Genomic DNA, 18,969 nt, shown 5'->3' with positions numbered 1-18,969 from the left:
CTTAGAGGTTCTGTTCGGGGACTTCCCGGATCCGTCCATGCTCATCGATGGCGACATAGACAAACAGACCCTCGGTCACCTTGCGCGGGTTCTTGGCCGTCCGGTCCAGGGTCCACACTTCCACGCTGATCTTCATGGAGCTGCGGCCAATATCGACAAGCTCGCAGTAGCAACCTACCTGTGATCCGACCCGCAACGGTGACAAAAACTCCATCCGATCCATAGCCACCGTGGCATTGCGACCCTGGGAAATACGCCCGGCCATGGTGGCGGCGGCCAGATCCATCTGTTTTACCAGCCAGCCGGCGAAGACATCGCCATTGGCATTGGTATCGGCGGGGAGAGGAATGACCTGGAGGGTAAGATCACCACGGGGCGTGGGTTTGTCGTCGTCTAACGCTGTCATAGTACTGCCTTCTTGCGAGCCTGGAATTGTTTTACCCCGCATGGTAACGGGCTGGAGCGCCGCTGCAAGCAAATTTGAACATTCCTGACTATATTTCAGAGGCTGTAACAAAGTTGTCACAGAGTGCCATTAGTCTGCATTCATCGGTAAAGCACATCCTACACAACGTCCAAACCGAATAATGGAGACTTGACGTGATGAAACTGAACAAAGCACTCGCGACTGTAGCGCTGGCAGGCTCGGTAGCCGCCATGTCTGCACCGGCCATGGCCCGTGACACCATCAGCATCGTGGGTTCTTCCACTGTTTATCCGTTCGCCACGGTTGTTGCCGAGCGTTTCGGCACCAAGACCGACTTCAGCACCCCCAAGCTGGAATCCACCGGTTCAGGCGGCGGTCTCAAATTGTTCTGTCAGGGTATTGGTACCCAGCACCCGGACATCACCAATGCGTCACGTCGCATGAAGACCTCCGAGTTCGAACTGTGCCAGAGCAACGGTGTCAAAGACATCACTGAATTCCGCATTGGTTCTGACGGCATCGTGATCGCCAGCTCCAAGGAAGCCGAGAACCTCGACATTACCCTGGAGCAGCTGTTCCTGGCCCTGGGTTCCAAGGTTCCCGTTAACGGCGAGTGGGTCGCCAACCCCAACAAGAACTGGAGCGACGTTGACGCCAGTCTGCCGAACAAGCCGATCCGTGTGATGGGGCCTCCTCCGACTTCCGGTACCCGTGACTCTTTCAACGAGCTGGCTCTTGCCGCTGGTTGCGATGAACTGCCTGAGGCCGCCGATCTGAGCAAGGACGAGCACGCTTCCATCTGTGAAAGCGTTCGTGAAGACGGCGCCTTCATCGAAGCCGGTGAGAACGACAACCTGATCGTGCAGAAGCTGATTGGCGATGAAGGCATGTACGGCGTATTCGGCTATAGCTTTATGGAAGAGAACTCCGACCGTCTGCAGGCCGCTACTCTGAATGGCAAGATACCGACCGCTGAAGCGATTGCAGCCGATGACTACCCGGTTGCGCGCTCGCTGTTCTTCTACGTGAAGAAGGCACACGTTGGTGTAGTTCCCGGCATTCAGGAATATGTCAGCGAGTTCACCAGCAACGCCGCCATGGGCCAGAACGGCTACCTGAAAGATGTTGGTCTGATCGTGCCGCCCCGCGCTGCGCTGATGGATCTGATGGACAAGGCAGAGAATATGCCCAACCTGACCCTGGACGAGCTCAAATAAGACCGCAGTCCGGTCAGGAACAGAGGTGCGGGTCTCGATCGAGGCTCGCGCCTTTTGCACGTTTGGGTGATCCGGTGCCAGTGCAGGGCTGAGCCTGTAAACTGTGTGCCAATCCGAAGTCGAATACAGGAATTTTCATGCAACCGGCTAATCTTTTATTACTGACCCTGGTTATGGCCGTCGTGGCTTATGGTCTTGGATATGCTCGTTCCCGGTCATTAGCGATGCCTATGGGCGGGATTCGTCATCTGAAGTCCCTGCCTTTTTACTATGGCGCCCGGGCGGCTTTATGGAGCGTTATCCCTGCTCTGCTGGTACTGGGCTGTTGGATGGCTTTTCAAGGCAAAGTGATTCAGTTAATCGTGATTGGTGGCCTGCCTCAGGATATGGTTCCTGCTACCGATGGTGAAGCAAGTCTCTTGCTGAGCAAGATCAGTAACGTCGCCAGCGGAGCATTGCCGCCTGGATTTGTTGAAGCGCCCATTGTCGAGGCTGCGGAACGGTTAAAGGCACTGCGCTCCCAGAGCCAGTTTCTGATGTCTGCGTTGGTTGTCTCGGTTGCTGTATTGGCGGGCTTTCTGGGCTGGTTAAGAATCCGGCCGCATTTGAATGCCCGTGTCCAGGTTGAATCCATACTAAAATGGGTATTTTTCGCCTGCGCGGCTTTGGCCATATTGACCACTGTCGGAATCATTTTCTCGGTAGCGTTCGAGACATTCCGGTTTTTCGGCAAAGTCCCGTTCACCGAGTTTTTCTTTGGCAGCCACTGGAGTCCCCAGACCGCCCTTCGGGCCGATCAGGTAGCATCCGAGGGTGCTTTCGGCATGATCCCCCTGTTCACCGGCACCCTGCTGATCTCAGCCATCGCCATGACTGTGGCAGTTCCGGTCGGGTTGCTTTCGGCGATTTACCTGTCCGAATATGCCGGCAAGAAGGTTCGCGGCGTGGTCAAGCCGTTACTGGAAATGCTGGCGGGTATTCCGACTGTGGTCTATGGCTTCTTCGCCGCTTTGACCGTGGCACCGTTTATCAGTGACCTTGCTGCCTCGATTGGTATTGAGGCGTCGTCCCAGAGTGCCCTGGCAGCAGGTGCCGTTATGGGCATCATGATTATTCCGTTCGTTTCGTCCCTTTCGGATGACGTTATCAATGCAGTGCCCCAGGCCATGAGGGATGGTTCCCTAGCGTTGGGCGCGACGCAGTCGGAAACCATGAAGAAGGTGATTTTCCCGGCTGCGCTGCCCGGCATCATGGGCGGTATTCTGCTGGCAGTCTCCCGGGCTATCGGCGAGACCATGATTGTGGTCATGGCGGCGGGCCTGGCGGCCAACCTGACTGCCAATCCGCTGGAAACCGTCACCACCGTTACTGTCCAGATCGTGACTCTGCTTACCGGTGACCAGGAATTCGACAGCGCCAAGACGCTGGCTGCCTTCGCATTGGGCGCCATGCTCTTCCTGGCAACCCTGTTGCTCAACGTCATTGCACTGAAAATCGTACGCAAATATCGGGAACAGTATGACTGATCAACGTTCACAGGCGGAAATTGTCCGCCAGTCGCTCAAGCGCCGCTACCGTAAGGAACGCCGTTTCCGCGCCTACGGCGTCATGGCCATTGCCATTGCATTGGGGGCCCTGATAATCCTGTTCACCGATATCATCGGCAAGGGTTACACCGGCTTCGTCAAAACCACCATCACCATGGATGTAAACCTGGATGGTGAAATGATGTACCTGGATGATCCCACGGACGAGCGTCAGATCAAGATGGCTGATTTTGTCGAGCCGCTGGTTCAGGCGTTGATCAAGGAGATACCTGGTGCAACGGAGGATGACCGGAAAAACGTTCGCGAACTGATAAACCCCTACGCATCGGTGACGCTCCGGGATGCACTGAAGGCCAATCCGGAATGGCTGGGTACCACCCAATCCATGACATTCCTCACGCACACCGACGTGGATGTCTACGTAAAGCACGCAGGGGATGACGCCTACTCGATCAAGCTGAATGATCAGCAAAAAGCCTGGGTGGATGAGCTTTTGGAGCGGGATGTCATCGAAACATCGTTCAATGATGTGTTTTTCAGTGGTGGCGATTCCCGTGATCCATCCAAGGCAGGTATTCTCGGCGCAATTGTCGGTTCGTTGCTGACCATGTTCGTTACCCTGATCCTGTCGTTCCCGATTGGTGTTGCCGCAGCGATCTATCTGGAAGAGTTTGCGCCTCAGAACAAGTTTACCGACTTCATTGAGGTAAATATCAACAACCTGGCGGCGGTGCCATCCATTATTTTTGGTCTGCTGGGCCTGGCCGTGTTCATCAATCTTTTCGGGATGCCGCGTTCGGTTCCGGTGGTTGGTGGCCTGGTGCTGACACTGATGACGCTGCCAACCATCATCATCTCCAGCCGGGCCGCAATCAAAAGCGTTCCGCCCTCGATCCGCGAGGCCGCCGAAGGTATCGGCGCCTCCAAGATGCAGGTGGTTCTGCATCATGTGCTGCCGCTGGCCATGCCTGGAATGCTTACCGGTTCCATCATCGGGATGGCCCAGGCTCTGGGTGAAACCGCACCGTTGCTGCTGATCGGCATGGTGGCCTTTATTGTGGATGTGCCCGACGGCTTCTTTGATTCGGCCACCGTTCTGCCCGTACAAGTCTTCCTGTGGGCCGGCAGCCCGGAACTAGCCTTTATTGAACGTGCGTCGGCAGCCATCATGGTGCTGTTGACCTTCCTGATCAGCATGAATGCATTGGCCATCTGGATGCGCAAACGCCTTGAGCGCCGGTGGTAAGGAGAATCAAGATGAATAGTGTGAATACAACCATTGCCAGTGAAGTTTCCCAACCGGATGAGGTCGCCGTGCCAGTTCAGGAATCCAAACCCGCTGAAACCATCATTGAGGAAGGGAAAACCGTCGGGAAGCCGTTCTCGGACGACCCAAAGTTCAAGCTTCGGGATGTCGAGGTATTCTACGGCGATTCTCCCGCCATCAAAAAAATCAGCCTCGACATTGGCCGTAACGAGGTCATTGCCTTTATCGGTCCGTCGGGTTGCGGTAAATCCACCTTCCTGCGGTGCCTGAACCGAATGAACGACAGTATCGATATCTGTCGTGTAAAGGGCTCCCTGAAACTGGACGACCACGACATCTACGATCCCAAACGGGATGTCGTTGAGCTGCGGGCCCGGGTCGGCATGGTTTTCCAGAAGCCCAACCCGTTCCCCAAGTCCATCTACGACAACGTGGCATACGGCCCCCGAATTCACGGTCTGGCCAATCGCAAATCCGATCTGGACGAAATTGTGGAAACCAGCCTGCGCAAGGCCGGCCTTTGGGATGAGGTAAAGGATCGCCTGGACGCCAACGCAACCGGCATGTCCGGCGGTCAGCAGCAGCGTCTGTGCATTGCGCGCGCCATTGCTGTCAGCCCGGAAGTGGTTCTGATGGATGAGCCCTGTTCGGCGCTGGACCCTATTGCCACGGCGAAAGTGGAAGAATTGATTGCCGAGCTGTCTGAGAGCTACACGATCGTTATCGTTACCCACTCGATGCAGCAGGCGGCCCGGGTATCCCACCGTACAGCCTATTTCCACCTGGGGCACCTGGTGGAAGTGAACGAGACCAACAAGGTATTCACCTCCCCGGAACACGAACTGACCGAGTCCTACATCACCGGCCGTTTCGGCTGATTCCGGACCTGAGGAATTTTGGAGAAGAACAGTATGCCTACGAAGAAGGACGACGTTTACGGGGATCACATCTCCCACAAGTTCAACAACGAACTGATGGAGCTCAAGACCGAGTTCCTGAAAATGGGTGGGATGGTAGAAGCCCAGGTCGAGAATGCCATTCAGGCATTGGTGGATGGTGACGGTCACATGGCCGACGAAATCCGCGCCAACGACAAGAAAGTCGACAAGATGGAAGTGGAGATCGACGAGGAAGCCACTCTGATCATCGCCCGTCGGCAGCCGACGGCACGGGATCTGCGACTGGTGATCTCGGTCATCAAGATGGTTGCCGATCTGGAGCGGGTGGGCGACGAAGCCAAGAAGATTGCGAAGCTGGCCATCAAGCTGCAGGAAGAAGGCCAGGCGCCACGCGGCTACGTGGAAGTGCGCCACATCGGCACCCACGTGCTCAGCATGCTCCACGATGCCCTCGACGCTTTTGCCCGCCTGGATTCCGAGCAGGCCCTGCGGATCATGAAGGAAGACAAGCGCGTCGACGAGGAATATCAGGCCGCGGCGCGCACCCTGCTGACGTTCATGATGGAAGATACCCGCAATATCTCACGGTGCATGTCCGTGATGTGGGTGCTTCGTGCCCTGGAGCGGGTGGGTGACCATGCGTGCAACATCGCCGAGAACGTGATTTTCATGGTCAAAGGCGAGGATGTTCGTCATACGCCGGTGGAGGAAGCTGAGAAAGTCGTGGGCCGCTGATGGCTTGACTTGGGTGGCTGGCGGGGCTGGTCCGGCCTTTCCAGACACGCCTGCAAGTACGTCCCTGTAGGGCTTGGCTGTGGCCATCCATGGCCACAGACAGTCTGGAAAGCCCGGACCAGCCCCTCCGTTCAAACCTTGGTGCTGCCTATCAGTAATATTTAGTAGTTACTAAGCATGCCTAACTGTGTGGTTTGACCGGCCGGCGTGTGGTGGGGCTTTCCGGGACTGTCTTTCGCCATGGATGGCGAAAGCCAAGCGACCAGGGACGGCTCGAGCGTGTCCCGGAAAGCCCCACCGCATGCCGGCCCTCCACCCAAGTCTAAAAAATCAGGCCTGCTTCATTTTGTCGGTATACGGAGGCCAGCCCAGCGGCTTGCCGGCAAGTACGTGCAGGTGAATGTGGAACACCGTCTGCCCGGAGTTCTCCCCGCAGTTCATGACAACCCGGTAGCCATCGTCAGCAAACCCCTTCTCCTTGGCAATCTTCGCCGCCACCAGATACAAGTGCCCCACCAGTTCCCGATCGTCTTCGGTGATGTCGTTGATAGTGGCGATGGCTTTCTTGGGGATGACCAGAAAATGGACCGGCGCCTGCGGGTTGATGTCACTGAACGCCAGGGCGAGGTCGTCTTCGTAGAGGATGTCCGCGGGGATCTCGCGGTTGATGATCTTGGTGAAAATCGTCTCTGACATGGTGGCTCCTTTTCACGTGTCCTTGGGATTGTTGTTCGGTGTTAAAGCTGGTTCAGGCCCGGAATCCGGGACGTTATCTGTCTGACCACCGCCGGCAGTTCCTCGTCGATGCCCATGGCGTAGCGGGCCACGCGGTTGCGGGCGAAGGGCAGGGCGCGGGCGGCGCCCAGGCCCAGGTTGCGTAGCAGATGGACCGGCGGAATCCGGTTGCTGAACAGATGGTAGAACAGATCCATGGTCAGCATCATTCGGCGGTTCGCCGGCCTGCGTTCTTGTTCATACAGGGTAAGCCACTTCGGGTCCGCCAGATCATCGCCGGCCCGCTTGGCTTCCTTGAGGGCGGATTGCAGGGATTGGGCATCCTGGAAGCCCAGGTTCACACCCTGGCCGGCCAGGGGGTTGATGGTGTGGGCGGAATCGCCGGCCAGAACCACGCGCCCGGAATGGTATTGTTTGGCATGTTGCCGGGCGATGGGGAACGAGGCCTTGCTGTCGATGTGGGTCAGCAGTGGCAGGCTCGCGGGAAATGATGACTGGATTTCGCTCATCAGGGTGCTGTCGTCCAGCGATTTCAGGCGAGCGAGTTCCTCGGATGAATCGTACCAGACCAGGGAACCCCAGCTTTCGCCGGGATGTTCCGGCCCGGCGCTGTGCAGGGGCAGAAAGGCCCGGGGGCCAGAAGGATGGAAGCCCTGCCAGGTAATGTCTTCAACCGGCCCCTGATAACGCACGGAGATGACCATGGCCTGCTGGTCATACTGGTTACGGTTGGTTCCGATGCCGGCGAGGTCTCGGATTCGGGACTGGGCGCCATCGCAACCGACTACCAGGCTTGCGAGTAGTTCGAGGTCGTCATCCAGGGTGACAGTCGCCGTATCACCGGACTGTGCCAGGGAGGCGACTCCATGGCCGTGGAACAACGTCACATGGGGGCAAGCGTCGGCGGTTTGCCAGAGTGCCTGCTGGGTGACCGAGTTCTCGACGATGTGTCCCAGGTGGTGTGCGCCCAGTTCGGTGGCGTCGAATTGGACTTCGGCCAGTTTCCGGGGCACGAGATTCTGTAGCGGAAAGCGGGTTTCATCCCAGACGGCCAGTCGCTTGTAAGGCGTTGCGCGCATTCCAAGGATGTGGTCCCAGGCGCCGAGACTCTGAAGATAGCGCTCGCTGCCGGCGCTAAGCGCAGAAACCCGAATGTCCGGGGCGGTGTCTGGACTAAAGGCGGGCGGCGGAGACCGGTCAATGAGTGCAACACTGAAACCATTCTGGCCGAGGCCAGTGGCCAGTGCGGCACCGACCATACCGGCGCCAACTACCACAATATCAAAGGCTTGAGTCATATAGGTTTCCTGTCTGATGCCCCAAGTTTACGCGATGGCGGCAGCCAGACAAGAGACCGGGATCAAGCCGGCAAAAAAAGCCTCAATACCCGGCCATGCCTGATACCCGCTGCTTGTCAGCCTCCTCTGGCCGGCGACGGCCTTTGACCAGCCAGGCGGGCTTCTGGGCCCCCGGTTTATTGAAGCCCTGGTTCAGTACCATCGGTTGCACAAGGTTAATAAAATCGGCAGTTTTCATGTGGACCGATTCGCTGTGGCTGCCAGCGGCAAAGGCCAGTTCCGGCTGTTCGGTCAGGGCTTCGGCGCAGTACACGGTCATACCGAACAGGTTGCCAAAGGGCGGCATGGCGCCCACTTCGCAATCCGGGAAGCGGTCTTTGAATTCCTGTTCGTCCGCAAGATCAATAAAGTCGGTGTCCAGAATACGGGATAGCCTGTCCCAGCGGATTCGCCAGGTCGCCGGCATCACCAGCATCGCCATTTTGCCATCAAGCTCGATGATGACCGTTTTGACGACGCGGTCGCCGGCGATTTTTACGTGGTGGGCCAATTCCTGGGCGGTATACGCAGGGGGGTGAGAGAGGCACATGTACTCGACACCTGCCTCATCGAGGAATTCCTTCAACTGCTGTACCGGCATAGTGACAACCTCCTACCAGCAATGACAGCGTTCCGGAGCCCGTGTGGATCAGATTGCCTGGCCCCGATGGCTTGGCGGGGTCGCTAAACCCCGCCATTAATGGTCAGCTTAGTCGAGGTTACGCAGTTTGCGAGTAACCGGATGTATCAATGAGAAACCGATCGCGAATCTCAGTCGGATTTGATCATATGCACATCGCGCTGAGGGAACGGAATGCTGATGCCCTCGGCGTCGAACGCTTTCTTCACTTTCTCGTGCATGTCCCAGTAGAAGGGCCACAGATCAGCGGACTTGGTCCATGCCCGAACCGTCAGGTCGACGGAGCTTTCGCCGAGGGCGCCAACCACGATCAGAGGCTCGGGGTCTTTCAGTGCGCGCTCGTCTTCTTCGATGAGGCGCTTGCAGACGGCCTTGGCCTTGTCGATGTCATCGCCGTAGCCGATGCCAAAGCTCATGTCACAACGACGGGTTTCATAGGCGCTCAGGTTGGTCAGGCTGGCGTTGGCCAGCTGTCCATTCGGGATCACGATCCGGCGGTTATCGAAGGTATCGACAATTGTGTAAAGGATGGAGATTTCCCGGACGGAGCCAAGGTAGCCCTGGGCATCAATTGTGTCGCCAACTTTGAAAGGCTTGAAGATCAGGATCAGCACGCCGCCAGCGAAATTGGCGAGGCTGCCCTGCAGCGCAAGACCGACGGCCAGACCGGCAGCACCGATGATGGCAATGAAGGAGGTGGTGGCAATGCCGACCATGGAGGCGACAGAGATCAGCAGCAGAATCTTGAGAATTGCGCCGATCAGGCCGCAGAGAAACTTGTTCAGGGTAGGGTCTTTCTTGCCCAGCTTGTTGTCGAGAACACCGACAAACCGGTTGATCAGCCACATACCCACAATCAGAGTGACAATGGCCAGAACGACCTTGGGTGCGTAGGTCATGACCAGAGCTGTGGCCTGACTCATGAGTTCCGAGGCGCCTCCCTCAGCGCCGAAGAGATCTTCCATAATGGACTCCTTGCTCGTTGGTATTTTTCATAAGTGTCGGATTAACGGACAAAATCCTGCAACAACGTGATTCGTCTCCTTCTGTATATAGCAGACAAATGTCAGAGATGTGTGTCGCAGGAAAAAATGTTCAGTCAGTCGCCTACGCAATTGAGCGCTCGCTGGCCCACTCGAGAATGGTTTTTGGGCCCCCGCGGACCAGAATCCGGCCTTCCTTCTGGCTCAATTGGTAGTCGTACATGGGGTCGTAATAGTCCTTCAGCAGCGCCTCAATCCAGGCGTCATGGGCGCCAGTCCGTCCGGTGTTTTCCTGCTGCAGCAGCGCCTCTTCCATCAGGCCTCGCAGTTGCCTGTGACGTTCACCACCCAGGCGCTTGCGAATGCGATCGATGGCGCTCAGCAGATAGTCCCGGAAGTTCAGCCAGCCAGCTTCGGTTCCGTCGCGGTTCACGTAATCCGCAAACATGCCCTCGACATAGTCCTCCCGGATGATGCCAATGCGTTCTTCCATGGGTTGTTCGAGAATCAGTAGTGGCGACTCCGCCATGCGGTTTTTAAGGGATTCGGGCAGGGCGCATCGCCCCACCAGCCGGCTCTCATCTTCCAGGTAGATCGGGCCGCCCTTGAGGTGGTGGGCCTTGAGCATGGCCACGGCCAACCTGTTTTCGAAATCGATCTGTGAAGGTTGGGGGGTCACCTGGCGTCCGAAACTGGACCCCCGGTGGTTGGCCAGGCCTTCAAGATCCACCGGGTTCGGCAGCTGTGGTAGAACCCGTGTCTTGCCGGTGCCGGTGCGACCACTGAGAATCCGGAATTCACCAGATTTTACCTGCGCTTCGAGGCTGTCGATCAGGAACCGGCGCAGCGCCTTGTAGCCGCCTTTGACCAGCGGGTAGTCAATGCCGGCGTCCCGTATCCACTGTTGGGTAAGCCTGGACCGCAGGCCGCCCCTGAAGCAGAACAGATAACCTTCGGGATGCCGGGCAACAAAGCGCTTCCAGGCTTCGATGCGCTGGGCCTTGATGTCACCGGACACCAGTTGATGGCCTAGCTCAATGGCCTTGTCCTGGCCTTTTTCCTTGTAACAGATGCCGACCCGGTGGCGCTCCTCATCGTTCATCAGGGGAGCGTTCTCCGTGTTCGGAAAGCTGCCACGGCTGAACTCCACCGGTGCCCGAACGTCCATCAGTGGTGCGTCATTCAGGAACAGGGAAAGGTAGTCGTCAGTGTCGGGTCTGCTTGCCATTTCAGCGGTAAACCAGTTGTCAGATGGAGGCGGCAGTATAGCGGAAATGGGGGTTTTCTGCTTGTCGCGCCCTGTTTCCCGTCCCTGTCATGGGTACAATGTCGCCTTCTTGAAACCTGAGGTTGGATAGCCCATGGCAGCCGACAGTCTGAATGCGCATCTTCGCAAAACGCTGGCCCGTGGCCGGGTTGCCGTGTCCCGTCCCGCTGGCTGTGAGCGCATCGCGCTTTATCTTTTTGACCCGACCGTTCTTGAGGGGCCCCTGTCCCACGAAGAAGCCCAGGCGGTGGTTGCCGAACCTGCCTACTGGTCGTTCTGCTGGGCCAGCGGTCAGGTGCTTGCCAGCTGGATTCTGGACAACCCCGGCTGGGTCGAAGGCAAGCGGGTTCTCGATTTTGGTTCTGGTTCCGGGATAGTGGCAGTGGCTGCGGCGATGGCTGGCGCCCGTGAAGCCATCGCCTGTGATATTGATCCGGCAGCGCTGGACGCAGCCAGTGCCAATGCGGCTCTTAACGGCGTTTCGATTGGCCTCTGCCGGGACTGGGCAGATCGCCCGGAGGAACTGGATGTCGTGACAGCGGCGGATGTGCTCTACGATCCGGAAAACCGGCCGTTGCTCGGCGTTTTTCGAGAGGCGGCACCTAGAGTGCTTCTGGCGGATTCACGAATGAAAGTGTTGGGTGACACTGCCTATCACAGACAGACAACGATTGAGGCCCGGACCTGGCCGGATCTTCACGAATTCGAGGAGTTCAATAAGGTGCGCATCTACATGGCCGAAGGCGTCGGCAGATAACGGGAGAACAGCAGGAAGCGTAGAAAAAATAAAGGGCAACCACCCGGTTACCCTTTCTCGGAACAGGTCGGCGCATCCGTGCGCATTGGGCAACAGCCGTGTTGCGAGATCCTTGAGCCACTCCGTGGTGCCGGCATCCGAGCCGGCTATCCGAATAGTTATCCCTTAAGCGAGGCGTCCTTGTGTCCTTACCTCTCCCTGCATTCCTTGCCGGGGTGCATCCAGTGCGTCGTCCTTTTCCCTGTCGTCCTTGATGTAAACACTATACCAATTGAATTCTTACAAACGCGTGAACTGTGCACGGGGCGCAGGTGTTCTCAGCGAGGTCGCATCCAATAAAATATGGTTATCAACGGGTTAGGTTTTTGCTAAGGGCGTATTCGCACCACTGCGCACGTGATATCACTGCAAGATCTCACGCCTTTGTAAGAAATCTCTTACAAAGATCCTGGCGAATTTCGCAAATCCGGTTTTCCCAGTTTTCGAACGCCCGGCCAGGGGAGGAGTCCCAGTGCGATGCCTGCGCCGTCGGCAGCGAGGTCTGCCAGAGAAAATTCGCGGTAGGGCAGATTTCCCTGGATGATTTCGATGCCCAGACCAAAGCCGAGGAGCGCCGGTACAAACCAGATTGCCCGCAGTTCCGGCCAGGCCAGACGGGTCAGGATGGTCAGCTCAAGGAAGGCGACCAGGTGGTTTATCTTGTCGCTTGAAGAGGAGGGAATGGGGTAAGGGTTGTCGGTTGTTGCAAGAAACCCGATGGCGAGCACGGAAATCACAAAGGCTGCCCGCCAAAGTGGGCGATACTGCAGTAGGCTGGTCACTTGTTGTTTCAGTGTATCCATCGGGGAAGTCCCTGAGTGCTCTCGGGCTGTGGGAATGTTGTCAACATGATATGCTTTGCGCCCCGTCATTGTCATGGAAGCGGAGGTCCTGCCAGCGATGCTCAAGGGTAATTTTTTTCGTGGACTGGGCTACCTGGGGGAAGGTTTCCGCCTGATTCGTCAGCCCGGTCTGCGGCTGTTCGTCATTATTCCACTGGTTATTAATATTCTGCTCTTCGGATTGCTCTTCTTCTTTATGGGAGAGCTTTTTGCCGGGCTGATTGCCGCCGCCATGGCCTGGCTGCCGGACTGGGCGTGGCTACAGGCGCTGGACTGGCTGTTCTGGATTCTTTACGGCGCAGTCATCGTGCTCATGCTCGCCTACGGCTTTGTGATCGTTGCCAACCTGATTGGTTCCCCTTTCTACGGCTATCTGGCCGAGCTGACGGAAAAGCACCTGACCGGTCAGGAAGTGAATACCGACGACAGCTGGGCGGCCATCATCAAGGATATTCCCCGTGCGCTATGGCGTGAGGTTCAGAAAATCCTGTATTACCTGCCGAGGGCTATCGGCCTGCTGATTATCGGTCTGATACCCGTCGTCAATCTAGTTGCGGCTGTTCTCTGGTTTCTTTTCAACAGCTGGATGATGGCGCTGCAATACGTGGACTACCCGGCAGACAACCACAAGGTCAGTTTCCCCGCCCTGCGCCGGTTGCTCGGTGATACCCGCTTGTCTGCTTTCGGCTTCGGAGTGCCAGTGGCATTGGCTGCCATGGTGCCTGTACTGAACCTGTTCGTTGTGCCTGCGGCGGTGTGCGGGGCAACGGCTTACTGGGTGCGTGAGAACGGCGCCACAAGAACGTAATTGGTCTGGAGGTTTCTTGGATACATCGGAATTTGTTATTGGTCAGCGTTGGGGCAGCCACAGTGATACCGGCCTGGGGTTAGGCATTGTCACGGATATCTCCGGGCGTCGGGTAACCCTGGGGTTTCCTGCCGCCGATGAGGAACGCACCTACGCGATTGATAACGCACCTCTGTCCCGCATCATCTATCAGCTGGGCGAGGAGATTGAGACCTTTGACGGCGAGCGGTACATCGTTCGAGCGGTCGAGGATATTGGTGGCGTGCTCATGTACCACGCCGACGATGGCACCGACCTGCATGAAATTTCCGAGGTCAAACTTGCGGGCTCGGTGAACTTTTCTGCGCCGCACCAGCGGCTTTTCGCGGGCCAGTTCGATCGCAACGGCGCTTTTCGTCTGAGGTATGCGACCCTTCAACATATGAACCGCCTGAGGGCGTCTGCGGCCCAGGGGCTGATAGGTGCACGTACCCAGCACCTGCCGCACCAGATCTATATTGCCCATGAAGTTGCCCGGCGCCATGCGCCACGGGTGCTTCTGGCCGATGAAGTCGGCCTTGGCAAAACCATCGAGGCGGGGCTTATCCTGCATTATCAGCTGCACACCGGGCGGGCGAAACGCGCCCTTATCGTGGTGCCGGATTCCCTCACCCATCAATGGCTGGTGGAAATGCTTCGGCGCTTCAATCTGCGGTTCTCGATCGTGGATCAGGGTCGCTACGATGCCCTGAAAGAGCAGGAAAGCGATGTCGACGCCCTGGTTAACCACATTTTTGGCGACGAAGACGCGGTCAATCCCTTCGAGAGCGAGCAACTGGTGCTCTGCAGTCTCGATTTCCTGAAGCAAAGCCAGAAGGCGCACGACGATGCCCGCAAGGCTAAGTGGGATCTGATGATCGTGGACGAGGCTCATCACTTGGCGTGGAGCCCGGATGAAGTCAGCCCGGAGTACCGGATTGTTGAAGAGTTGTCGGCGATCAGTCGGGGCTTGCTGTTGCTGACGGCAACGCCGGAGCAGGTGGGTGTCGCCAGCCATTTCGCCCGGTTGCGGCTGCTGGACCCGGCCCGTTTCCATGATCTGGAAGCCTTCCGGAAAGAGGAGCAGCAGTACGAGACGATCAACGCGGTGGTCCGCCGGCTTCTGGACGAAGAATCCGCAATCAGCGCTGAAGACCAGAAGTTGCTGCGGGAATGGCTGGGAGAGGAGCTGGACCACCTGCTGACCGGAGACCATCCACGGCAAGCGGTCATTGATGCCCTGCTGGATCGCCACGGTACCGGGCGGGTGCTGTTCCGGAACACCCGGGCGGCCATCCAGGGATTCCCCGAGCGCCGTCCCAACCCGGAGCCTCTGCCATGCCCGGCCATGTACGAAGGGCAGGCTTCAGGTCTTCAGGGCCTGACCCCCGAGCAACTGGTGCCCGAGGAGCAATGGCTGTCGGACGATCCCCGGGTGGCGTGGCTCGAGAAAAAGCTGGTCAGCCTGCGTCCCGCAAAGGTCGTCGTTATCTGCGCCAGCGCTGAGACCGCCATGGCCCTGGAGCACTATCTCCAGCTGCGCGCCGGTATCCGCAGTGCGGCGTTTCATGAACACCTGAGCCTGATCGAGCGAGACCGGGCTGCCGCCTACTTCGCCGACACCGAACAGGGAGCCCAGGCGCTGATCTGTTCTGAGATCGGCAGCGAAGGCCGCAACTTCCAGTTTGCCCACCACCTGGTGCTGTTTGATCTGCCGGGCAACCCGGATCTGCTTGAACAGCGTATCGGTCGGCTGGACCGGATTGGTCAGACCGAAACCATCGATATTCATCTTCCCTACCTGCGCGAGACCAGCCAGGAGGTCCAGTTCCGATGGTTCCACGAAGGGCTGAACGCTTTTGCCGAAAGTTGCGCCGTCGGCGTTGCGGTTCAGGAAGCGGTCCAGTCCCAATGGCAGCAGGCCATTGATGGCGATGCCAGCATTGCGAACGAGCTGGTTAAAGCCTCCGCCGAAGAGGCGGAGCGCCTGAAAACCCTGCTGCAAAACGGTCGGGATGCCCTGATTGAACTGAATTCCTGCCGCCCGGACGTGGCGGAGGACCTGATTGCCGCTATTGAAGAAGAGGAATCTGAGGAGCAGGTTCGGGACTACATGATGGAAGCCTTCGATATTCTCGGGGTCGATGTCGAAGACCATGCCGAACACTCCGATATCCTGCGGCCGGGCGAACAGTACCGGGCCGGCCATGTCGCCGAATTGCCCGAAGATGGCATGACCGTGACCTGGGATCGCAGGAATGCCCTAGAGCGGGAAGATCTGGCGTTTATGAGCTGGGAGCACCCGATGGTCACCGGGGTGATGGACTCGGTCACCAGCTCCGGTCTGGGCAAAGCCGCGCTCGCCAGCCTGTCGGTCAAGGCCCTGCCTCCGGGAACGCTGCTGATGGAAGCGCTGTTTACCGTGCACTGCCCGGCGCCAGACGCTCTGCAACTGACCCGCTACCTGCCGGTTTCGCCGTTGCGCCTGCTGGTGGACGTGAATGGCAAGGAGCTGTCGGGGGCTTTGCCCCACAACCGGCTGAACGAAATGTGCTCGAACATCCGCCGGCGCACGGCCCAGGCTATCGTGCCCCAGATTCGGCCCCAGGTCGAAACCATGGTTGATCACGTCGAGCGCCTCTCGGAGCCTCATCTGGAGCCCCTGAAAGCCCGGGCGCTTGAACAGCTCGCTGCCAGTTTCGAGCCGGAAATCCGGAGACTGGAAGCGTTGCAGAAAGTGAACCCTGCCATCCGCGAGGAGGAGATCGACTTTTTCCGGAACCAGTTCGAAGCGGCTAGGGATGCCATAGGCCATGCCAGCCTGGCTCTAGAGGGTATTCGTGTGATCGTGACCTCATAAATCGGGGTGGGACGGCTGTAACTGGCTGACTGAGCGGCATTTGCTGGTCAGCCCTCATCTGATGCGGTACCGTAAACGTAACGGTTTATAGTCTTCGACATTCCCGAACCATGGATGACAGAGAGAACCTATGATGACTTTCATACTGTTTATTGTGGCGCTGGCTGGCCTGCTGATAGTGATGCGGCGCGAGTCCGGTGCAATGTCCGCGATTGGCGTCATGGCCATCACCGGCCTGCTGTCGCTGATTTTTGCCTCTGGTTGGCTGGCCCTTGTTTTGTTTATTGGTGCCGCCGTAACGGCTGCCGCCGGCCTGCCCGGGTTCCGCCAGGGCTGGCTGACACCCCGCGTTTTCGCGATGTTCAAGAAAGTCGCACCGAAAGTTTCCGACACCGAGAAAGTGGCCCTGGAAGCCGGTACCGTAGGCTGGGATGGCGAGCTGTTTACCGGTCGCCCCGACTGGCACAACCTGTTGATTAATCGCAACACAGGCCTGAGCGAGGAAGAACAGGCCTTCGTGGACAACCAATGCACCCAGGCAATCTCCATGTGTAACGCCTGGGATGTCGCCGTCGAGCGGGCGGACCTGCCGAAAGAGCTGTGGGATTTCCTGAAGAAAGAGAAGTTCTTCGGCATGATTATCCCGAAGGAATACGGTGGCCTGGAGTTTTCCGCCAAGGCCCAGACTGCGGTGCTGCAGAAACTGGCTGCCAATGAATCATTGATGGTATCTGTTGGTGTGCCCAACTCGCTCGGCCCGGGTGAGTTGCTGGTAAAGTATGGTACCGAAGAACAGAAAAACCATTATCTGCCCCGGTTGGCGGATGGCCGAGAGATTCCATGCTTCGGCCTGACCGGTCCTCGCGCGGGCTCTGATGCAACATCGCTGCCGGACACCGGTATCGTGTGTAAACAGAAGGTGGACGGTAAGGAAGTGGTCGGTATCCGACTCAACTTCGAGAAGCGCTGGATTACCCTGGCACCCATCGCCACCGTTGTGGGCCTGGCCTTCCGTATGTTCGATCCGGACGGGCTGCTGGGTGACACCGAAGACTACGGCATTACCTGTGCGCTGATTCCCCGGGACACCAAGGGCATGGAAATCGGCCGTCGTCATTGCCCGATTGGCAGCCCGTTCCTGAATGGCCCGATCAAGGGTAAGGATGTCTTCATTCCGCTGGACTACATCATCGGTGGCGTCGATATGGCCGGCCAGGGTTGGCGCATGCTGGTTGAATGCCTGTCTGTTGGCCGTTGCATCACGCTGCCCTCAGGCGCTGCAGGGGCAGCCGCCTACTCGGTCGGCACCGCCGGCGGGTTTACCCGTATTCGTCGCCAGTTCAACACCCCGGTTGCAGACATGGAAGGCGTGCAGGAGCCGCTGGCCCGGATTGGCGCCAAGACCTATATCGCCCAGGCGGCTGTTAATCACACCGCCAATATGATCGACAAGGGCGAAAAGCCGGCTGTGCCATCGGCCATCCTTAAATACCATCTCACCGAGTTCCAGCGTGGTGTCCTGACCGATGCGATGGATGTTCACGGTGGCAAGACGGTGACCCTTGGCCCGCGCAACTACCTGGGCATTGGCTACAGCGGTGCGGCCGTTTCGATCACTGTTGAGGGCGCCAACATCATGACCCGAAGCCTGATGATCTTCGGTCAGGGTGCAATTCGCTGCCATCCATACGTGCTGAAAGAGCTGGCGGCCAAGGATAACGACGATATCAAGGCGTTTGACGATGCCTTCTTCGGCCATGCCGGCCTGATCTTCGGCAATGCGGCCCGCGCCTTTACCCAGGCTCTGGGGCTTGGCCGGGCCGATGTGCCGTTTGACAGCGCCAGCCGCAGGTACGCCCAGGCGGTTGCCCGTTTCAGTGCCGCCTTTGGTCTGTGTTCGGATGCGGCGATGACCACTCTCGGCAGCGAGCTGAAGATGCGTGAACTGATCTCCGCGCGTTTGGGGGATATGCTGTCTAACCTCTACCTTGCCTCCATGGTGCTGAAGAACTGGCACGAGACCCAGCCGGTGGAAAGTGAAAAGGAAGTGATGGAATACAGCATGAGCCTGCTGCTGCATCGCACCGAAAACGCACTGGATGAGTTCCTGCAAAATCTGCCGAACCGCGCTGTTGCGATGGTACTGCGAGGTGTGACCATGCCTCTGGGTCGCCGTTGGGACAGCCCCCATGACGATTTGGCCCGCAAGCTGGCCCGTGCGATCTCCACTGACACACCGATCCGCAACAAGCTGATTGCCAGTGTTTGGACGACCGACAGCGAAGGAACCGTAGATAATCCGGTCGCCCGCTATAACGGGTTGCTGAAGGATTACGACAAGGCGGAGCAGCTTTACCGGAAGGTGACCAAGGCCTACGCCAAGGGCGAGCTGCCGATGACGGCATTGCATCCGGAAGAACGTTTCGAGGCCGCACTTGAGGCCGGTGTCTACACCAAGGAGGAGGCCGATTTCATGCGCCAGTATGAAACCGTGGTACTGGAAATGCTGACGGTCGATGACTTTGCCTTTGATGCCTTTGCCCAGAACAAGGAGTCTGTGATTGATCACAACCCCGCCTGACAGGGATCTG

Annotated in this window: 16 protein-coding genes; 9 read left to right on the top strand and 7 right to left on the bottom strand. The window is 58.0% G+C overall.

The window, feature by feature from the left end:
* Position 1 precedes the first annotated feature (1 nt).
* Positions 2-406, bottom strand: a complete 405-nt coding sequence (locus SIC15_RS18705) for an acyl-CoA thioesterase (RefSeq protein WP_069182183.1) — start codon at positions 404-406, stop codon at positions 2-4.
* Between the two features lie 197 nt (positions 407-603).
* On the opposite strand from SIC15_RS18705, the gene SIC15_RS18700 reads away from it, so the two are divergent.
* The 5 genes from SIC15_RS18700 to phoU all read left to right on the top strand — a co-directional run bounded on the left by SIC15_RS18700 (position 604) and on the right by phoU (position 6,092).
* Entirely contained in the window at positions 604-1,644 is a 1,041-nt protein-coding gene (locus SIC15_RS18700) for a substrate-binding domain-containing protein (RefSeq protein WP_227549479.1), read from the top strand.
* Between the two features lie 137 nt (positions 1,645-1,781).
* Complete coding sequence (gene pstC / locus SIC15_RS18695) at positions 1,782-3,170, top strand: phosphate ABC transporter permease subunit PstC (protein ID WP_069182181.1); 1,389 nt, start codon at positions 1,782-1,784, stop codon at positions 3,168-3,170.
* Complete coding sequence (gene pstA, locus SIC15_RS18690) at positions 3,163-4,437, top strand: phosphate ABC transporter permease PstA (RefSeq protein WP_069182180.1); 1,275 nt, start codon at positions 3,163-3,165, stop codon at positions 4,435-4,437. Before pstC ends, pstA begins: the two co-directional genes overlap by 8 nt.
* An 11-nt stretch (positions 4,438-4,448) precedes the next feature.
* The gene (gene pstB, locus SIC15_RS18685) at positions 4,449-5,336 is read left to right on the top strand and encodes a phosphate ABC transporter ATP-binding protein PstB (RefSeq protein WP_069182179.1); all 888 of its coding nucleotides are present in this window, start codon (positions 4,449-4,451) and stop codon (positions 5,334-5,336) included.
* A 33-nt stretch (positions 5,337-5,369) separates the two neighbouring features.
* Positions 5,370-6,092, top strand: a complete 723-nt coding sequence (gene phoU, locus SIC15_RS18680; protein WP_069182178.1) for a phosphate signaling complex protein PhoU — start codon at positions 5,370-5,372, stop codon at positions 6,090-6,092.
* A gap of 330 nt (positions 6,093-6,422) precedes the next feature.
* On the opposite strand, the gene SIC15_RS18675 is transcribed toward phoU, so the two are convergent.
* The 5 genes from SIC15_RS18675 to mnmH form a co-directional block, all read right to left on the bottom strand.
* Positions 6,423-6,788 carry a histidine triad nucleotide-binding protein gene (locus SIC15_RS18675; RefSeq protein ID WP_069182177.1) on the bottom strand — a complete coding sequence of 122 codons (366 nt, stop codon included), beginning with the start codon at positions 6,786-6,788 and terminating at the stop codon, positions 6,423-6,425.
* Positions 6,789-6,829: 41 nt separating this feature from the next.
* Positions 6,830-8,125 (bottom strand): FAD-dependent monooxygenase, encoded by a 1,296-nt coding sequence (locus SIC15_RS18670; protein ID WP_412536655.1) that lies wholly within the window; start codon positions 8,123-8,125, stop codon positions 6,830-6,832.
* A gap of 82 nt (positions 8,126-8,207) precedes the next feature.
* Positions 8,208-8,765 (bottom strand): aminoacyl-tRNA deacylase, encoded by a 558-nt coding sequence (locus SIC15_RS18665; protein ID WP_412536654.1) that lies wholly within the window; start codon positions 8,763-8,765, stop codon positions 8,208-8,210.
* Between the two features lie 170 nt (positions 8,766-8,935).
* Positions 8,936-9,769, bottom strand: a complete 834-nt coding sequence (locus SIC15_RS18660; RefSeq protein WP_412536653.1) for a mechanosensitive ion channel family protein — start codon at positions 9,767-9,769, stop codon at positions 8,936-8,938.
* Positions 9,770-9,911: 142 nt separating this feature from the next.
* Positions 9,912-11,015: a tRNA 2-selenouridine(34) synthase MnmH gene (mnmH, locus tag SIC15_RS18655; RefSeq protein ID WP_412536652.1), complete on the bottom strand. Its 1,104-nt coding sequence runs from the start codon at positions 11,013-11,015 to the stop codon at positions 9,912-9,914.
* 133 nt (positions 11,016-11,148) lie between these two features.
* Here mnmH and SIC15_RS18650 point away from each other — a divergent pair, with 133 nt between their 5' ends.
* Positions 11,149-11,811 carry a class I SAM-dependent methyltransferase gene (locus SIC15_RS18650; protein WP_412536651.1) on the top strand — a complete coding sequence of 221 codons (663 nt, stop codon included), beginning with the start codon at positions 11,149-11,151 and terminating at the stop codon, positions 11,809-11,811.
* 437 nt (positions 11,812-12,248) lie between these two features.
* Here the strand turns inward: SIC15_RS18650 and SIC15_RS18645 are convergent, their stop codons facing one another.
* The gene (locus SIC15_RS18645; RefSeq protein WP_412536650.1) at positions 12,249-12,653 is read right to left on the bottom strand and encodes a VanZ family protein; all 405 of its coding nucleotides are present in this window, start codon (positions 12,651-12,653) and stop codon (positions 12,249-12,251) included.
* Between the two features lie 97 nt (positions 12,654-12,750).
* Between SIC15_RS18645 and cysZ the strand changes: the two genes are divergently transcribed.
* From cysZ to SIC15_RS18630, 3 genes are all read left to right on the top strand, one after another.
* On the top strand, positions 12,751-13,500 hold the full coding sequence (gene cysZ / locus SIC15_RS18640; RefSeq protein WP_069182806.1) for a sulfate transporter CysZ: 750 nt from the start codon (positions 12,751-12,753) through the stop codon (positions 13,498-13,500).
* A gap of 16 nt (positions 13,501-13,516) precedes the next feature.
* Positions 13,517-16,378 (top strand): RNA polymerase-associated protein RapA, encoded by a 2,862-nt coding sequence (rapA, locus tag SIC15_RS18635; RefSeq protein ID WP_412536649.1) that lies wholly within the window; start codon positions 13,517-13,519, stop codon positions 16,376-16,378.
* Positions 16,379-16,508: 130 nt separating this feature from the next.
* Entirely contained in the window at positions 16,509-18,959 is a 2,451-nt protein-coding gene (locus SIC15_RS18630) for an acyl-CoA dehydrogenase (protein ID WP_412536648.1), read from the top strand.
* Positions 18,960-18,969: the final 10 nt, after the last annotated feature.

Source organism: Marinobacter sp. MIT932201 (assembly GCF_047123295.1).
GTDB lineage: Bacteria > Pseudomonadota > Gammaproteobacteria > Pseudomonadales > Oleiphilaceae > Marinobacter > Marinobacter salsuginis.
The sequence above is the reverse complement of the archived record's forward strand: the minus strand, read 5'-3'. Positions and strand labels throughout refer to the sequence as shown.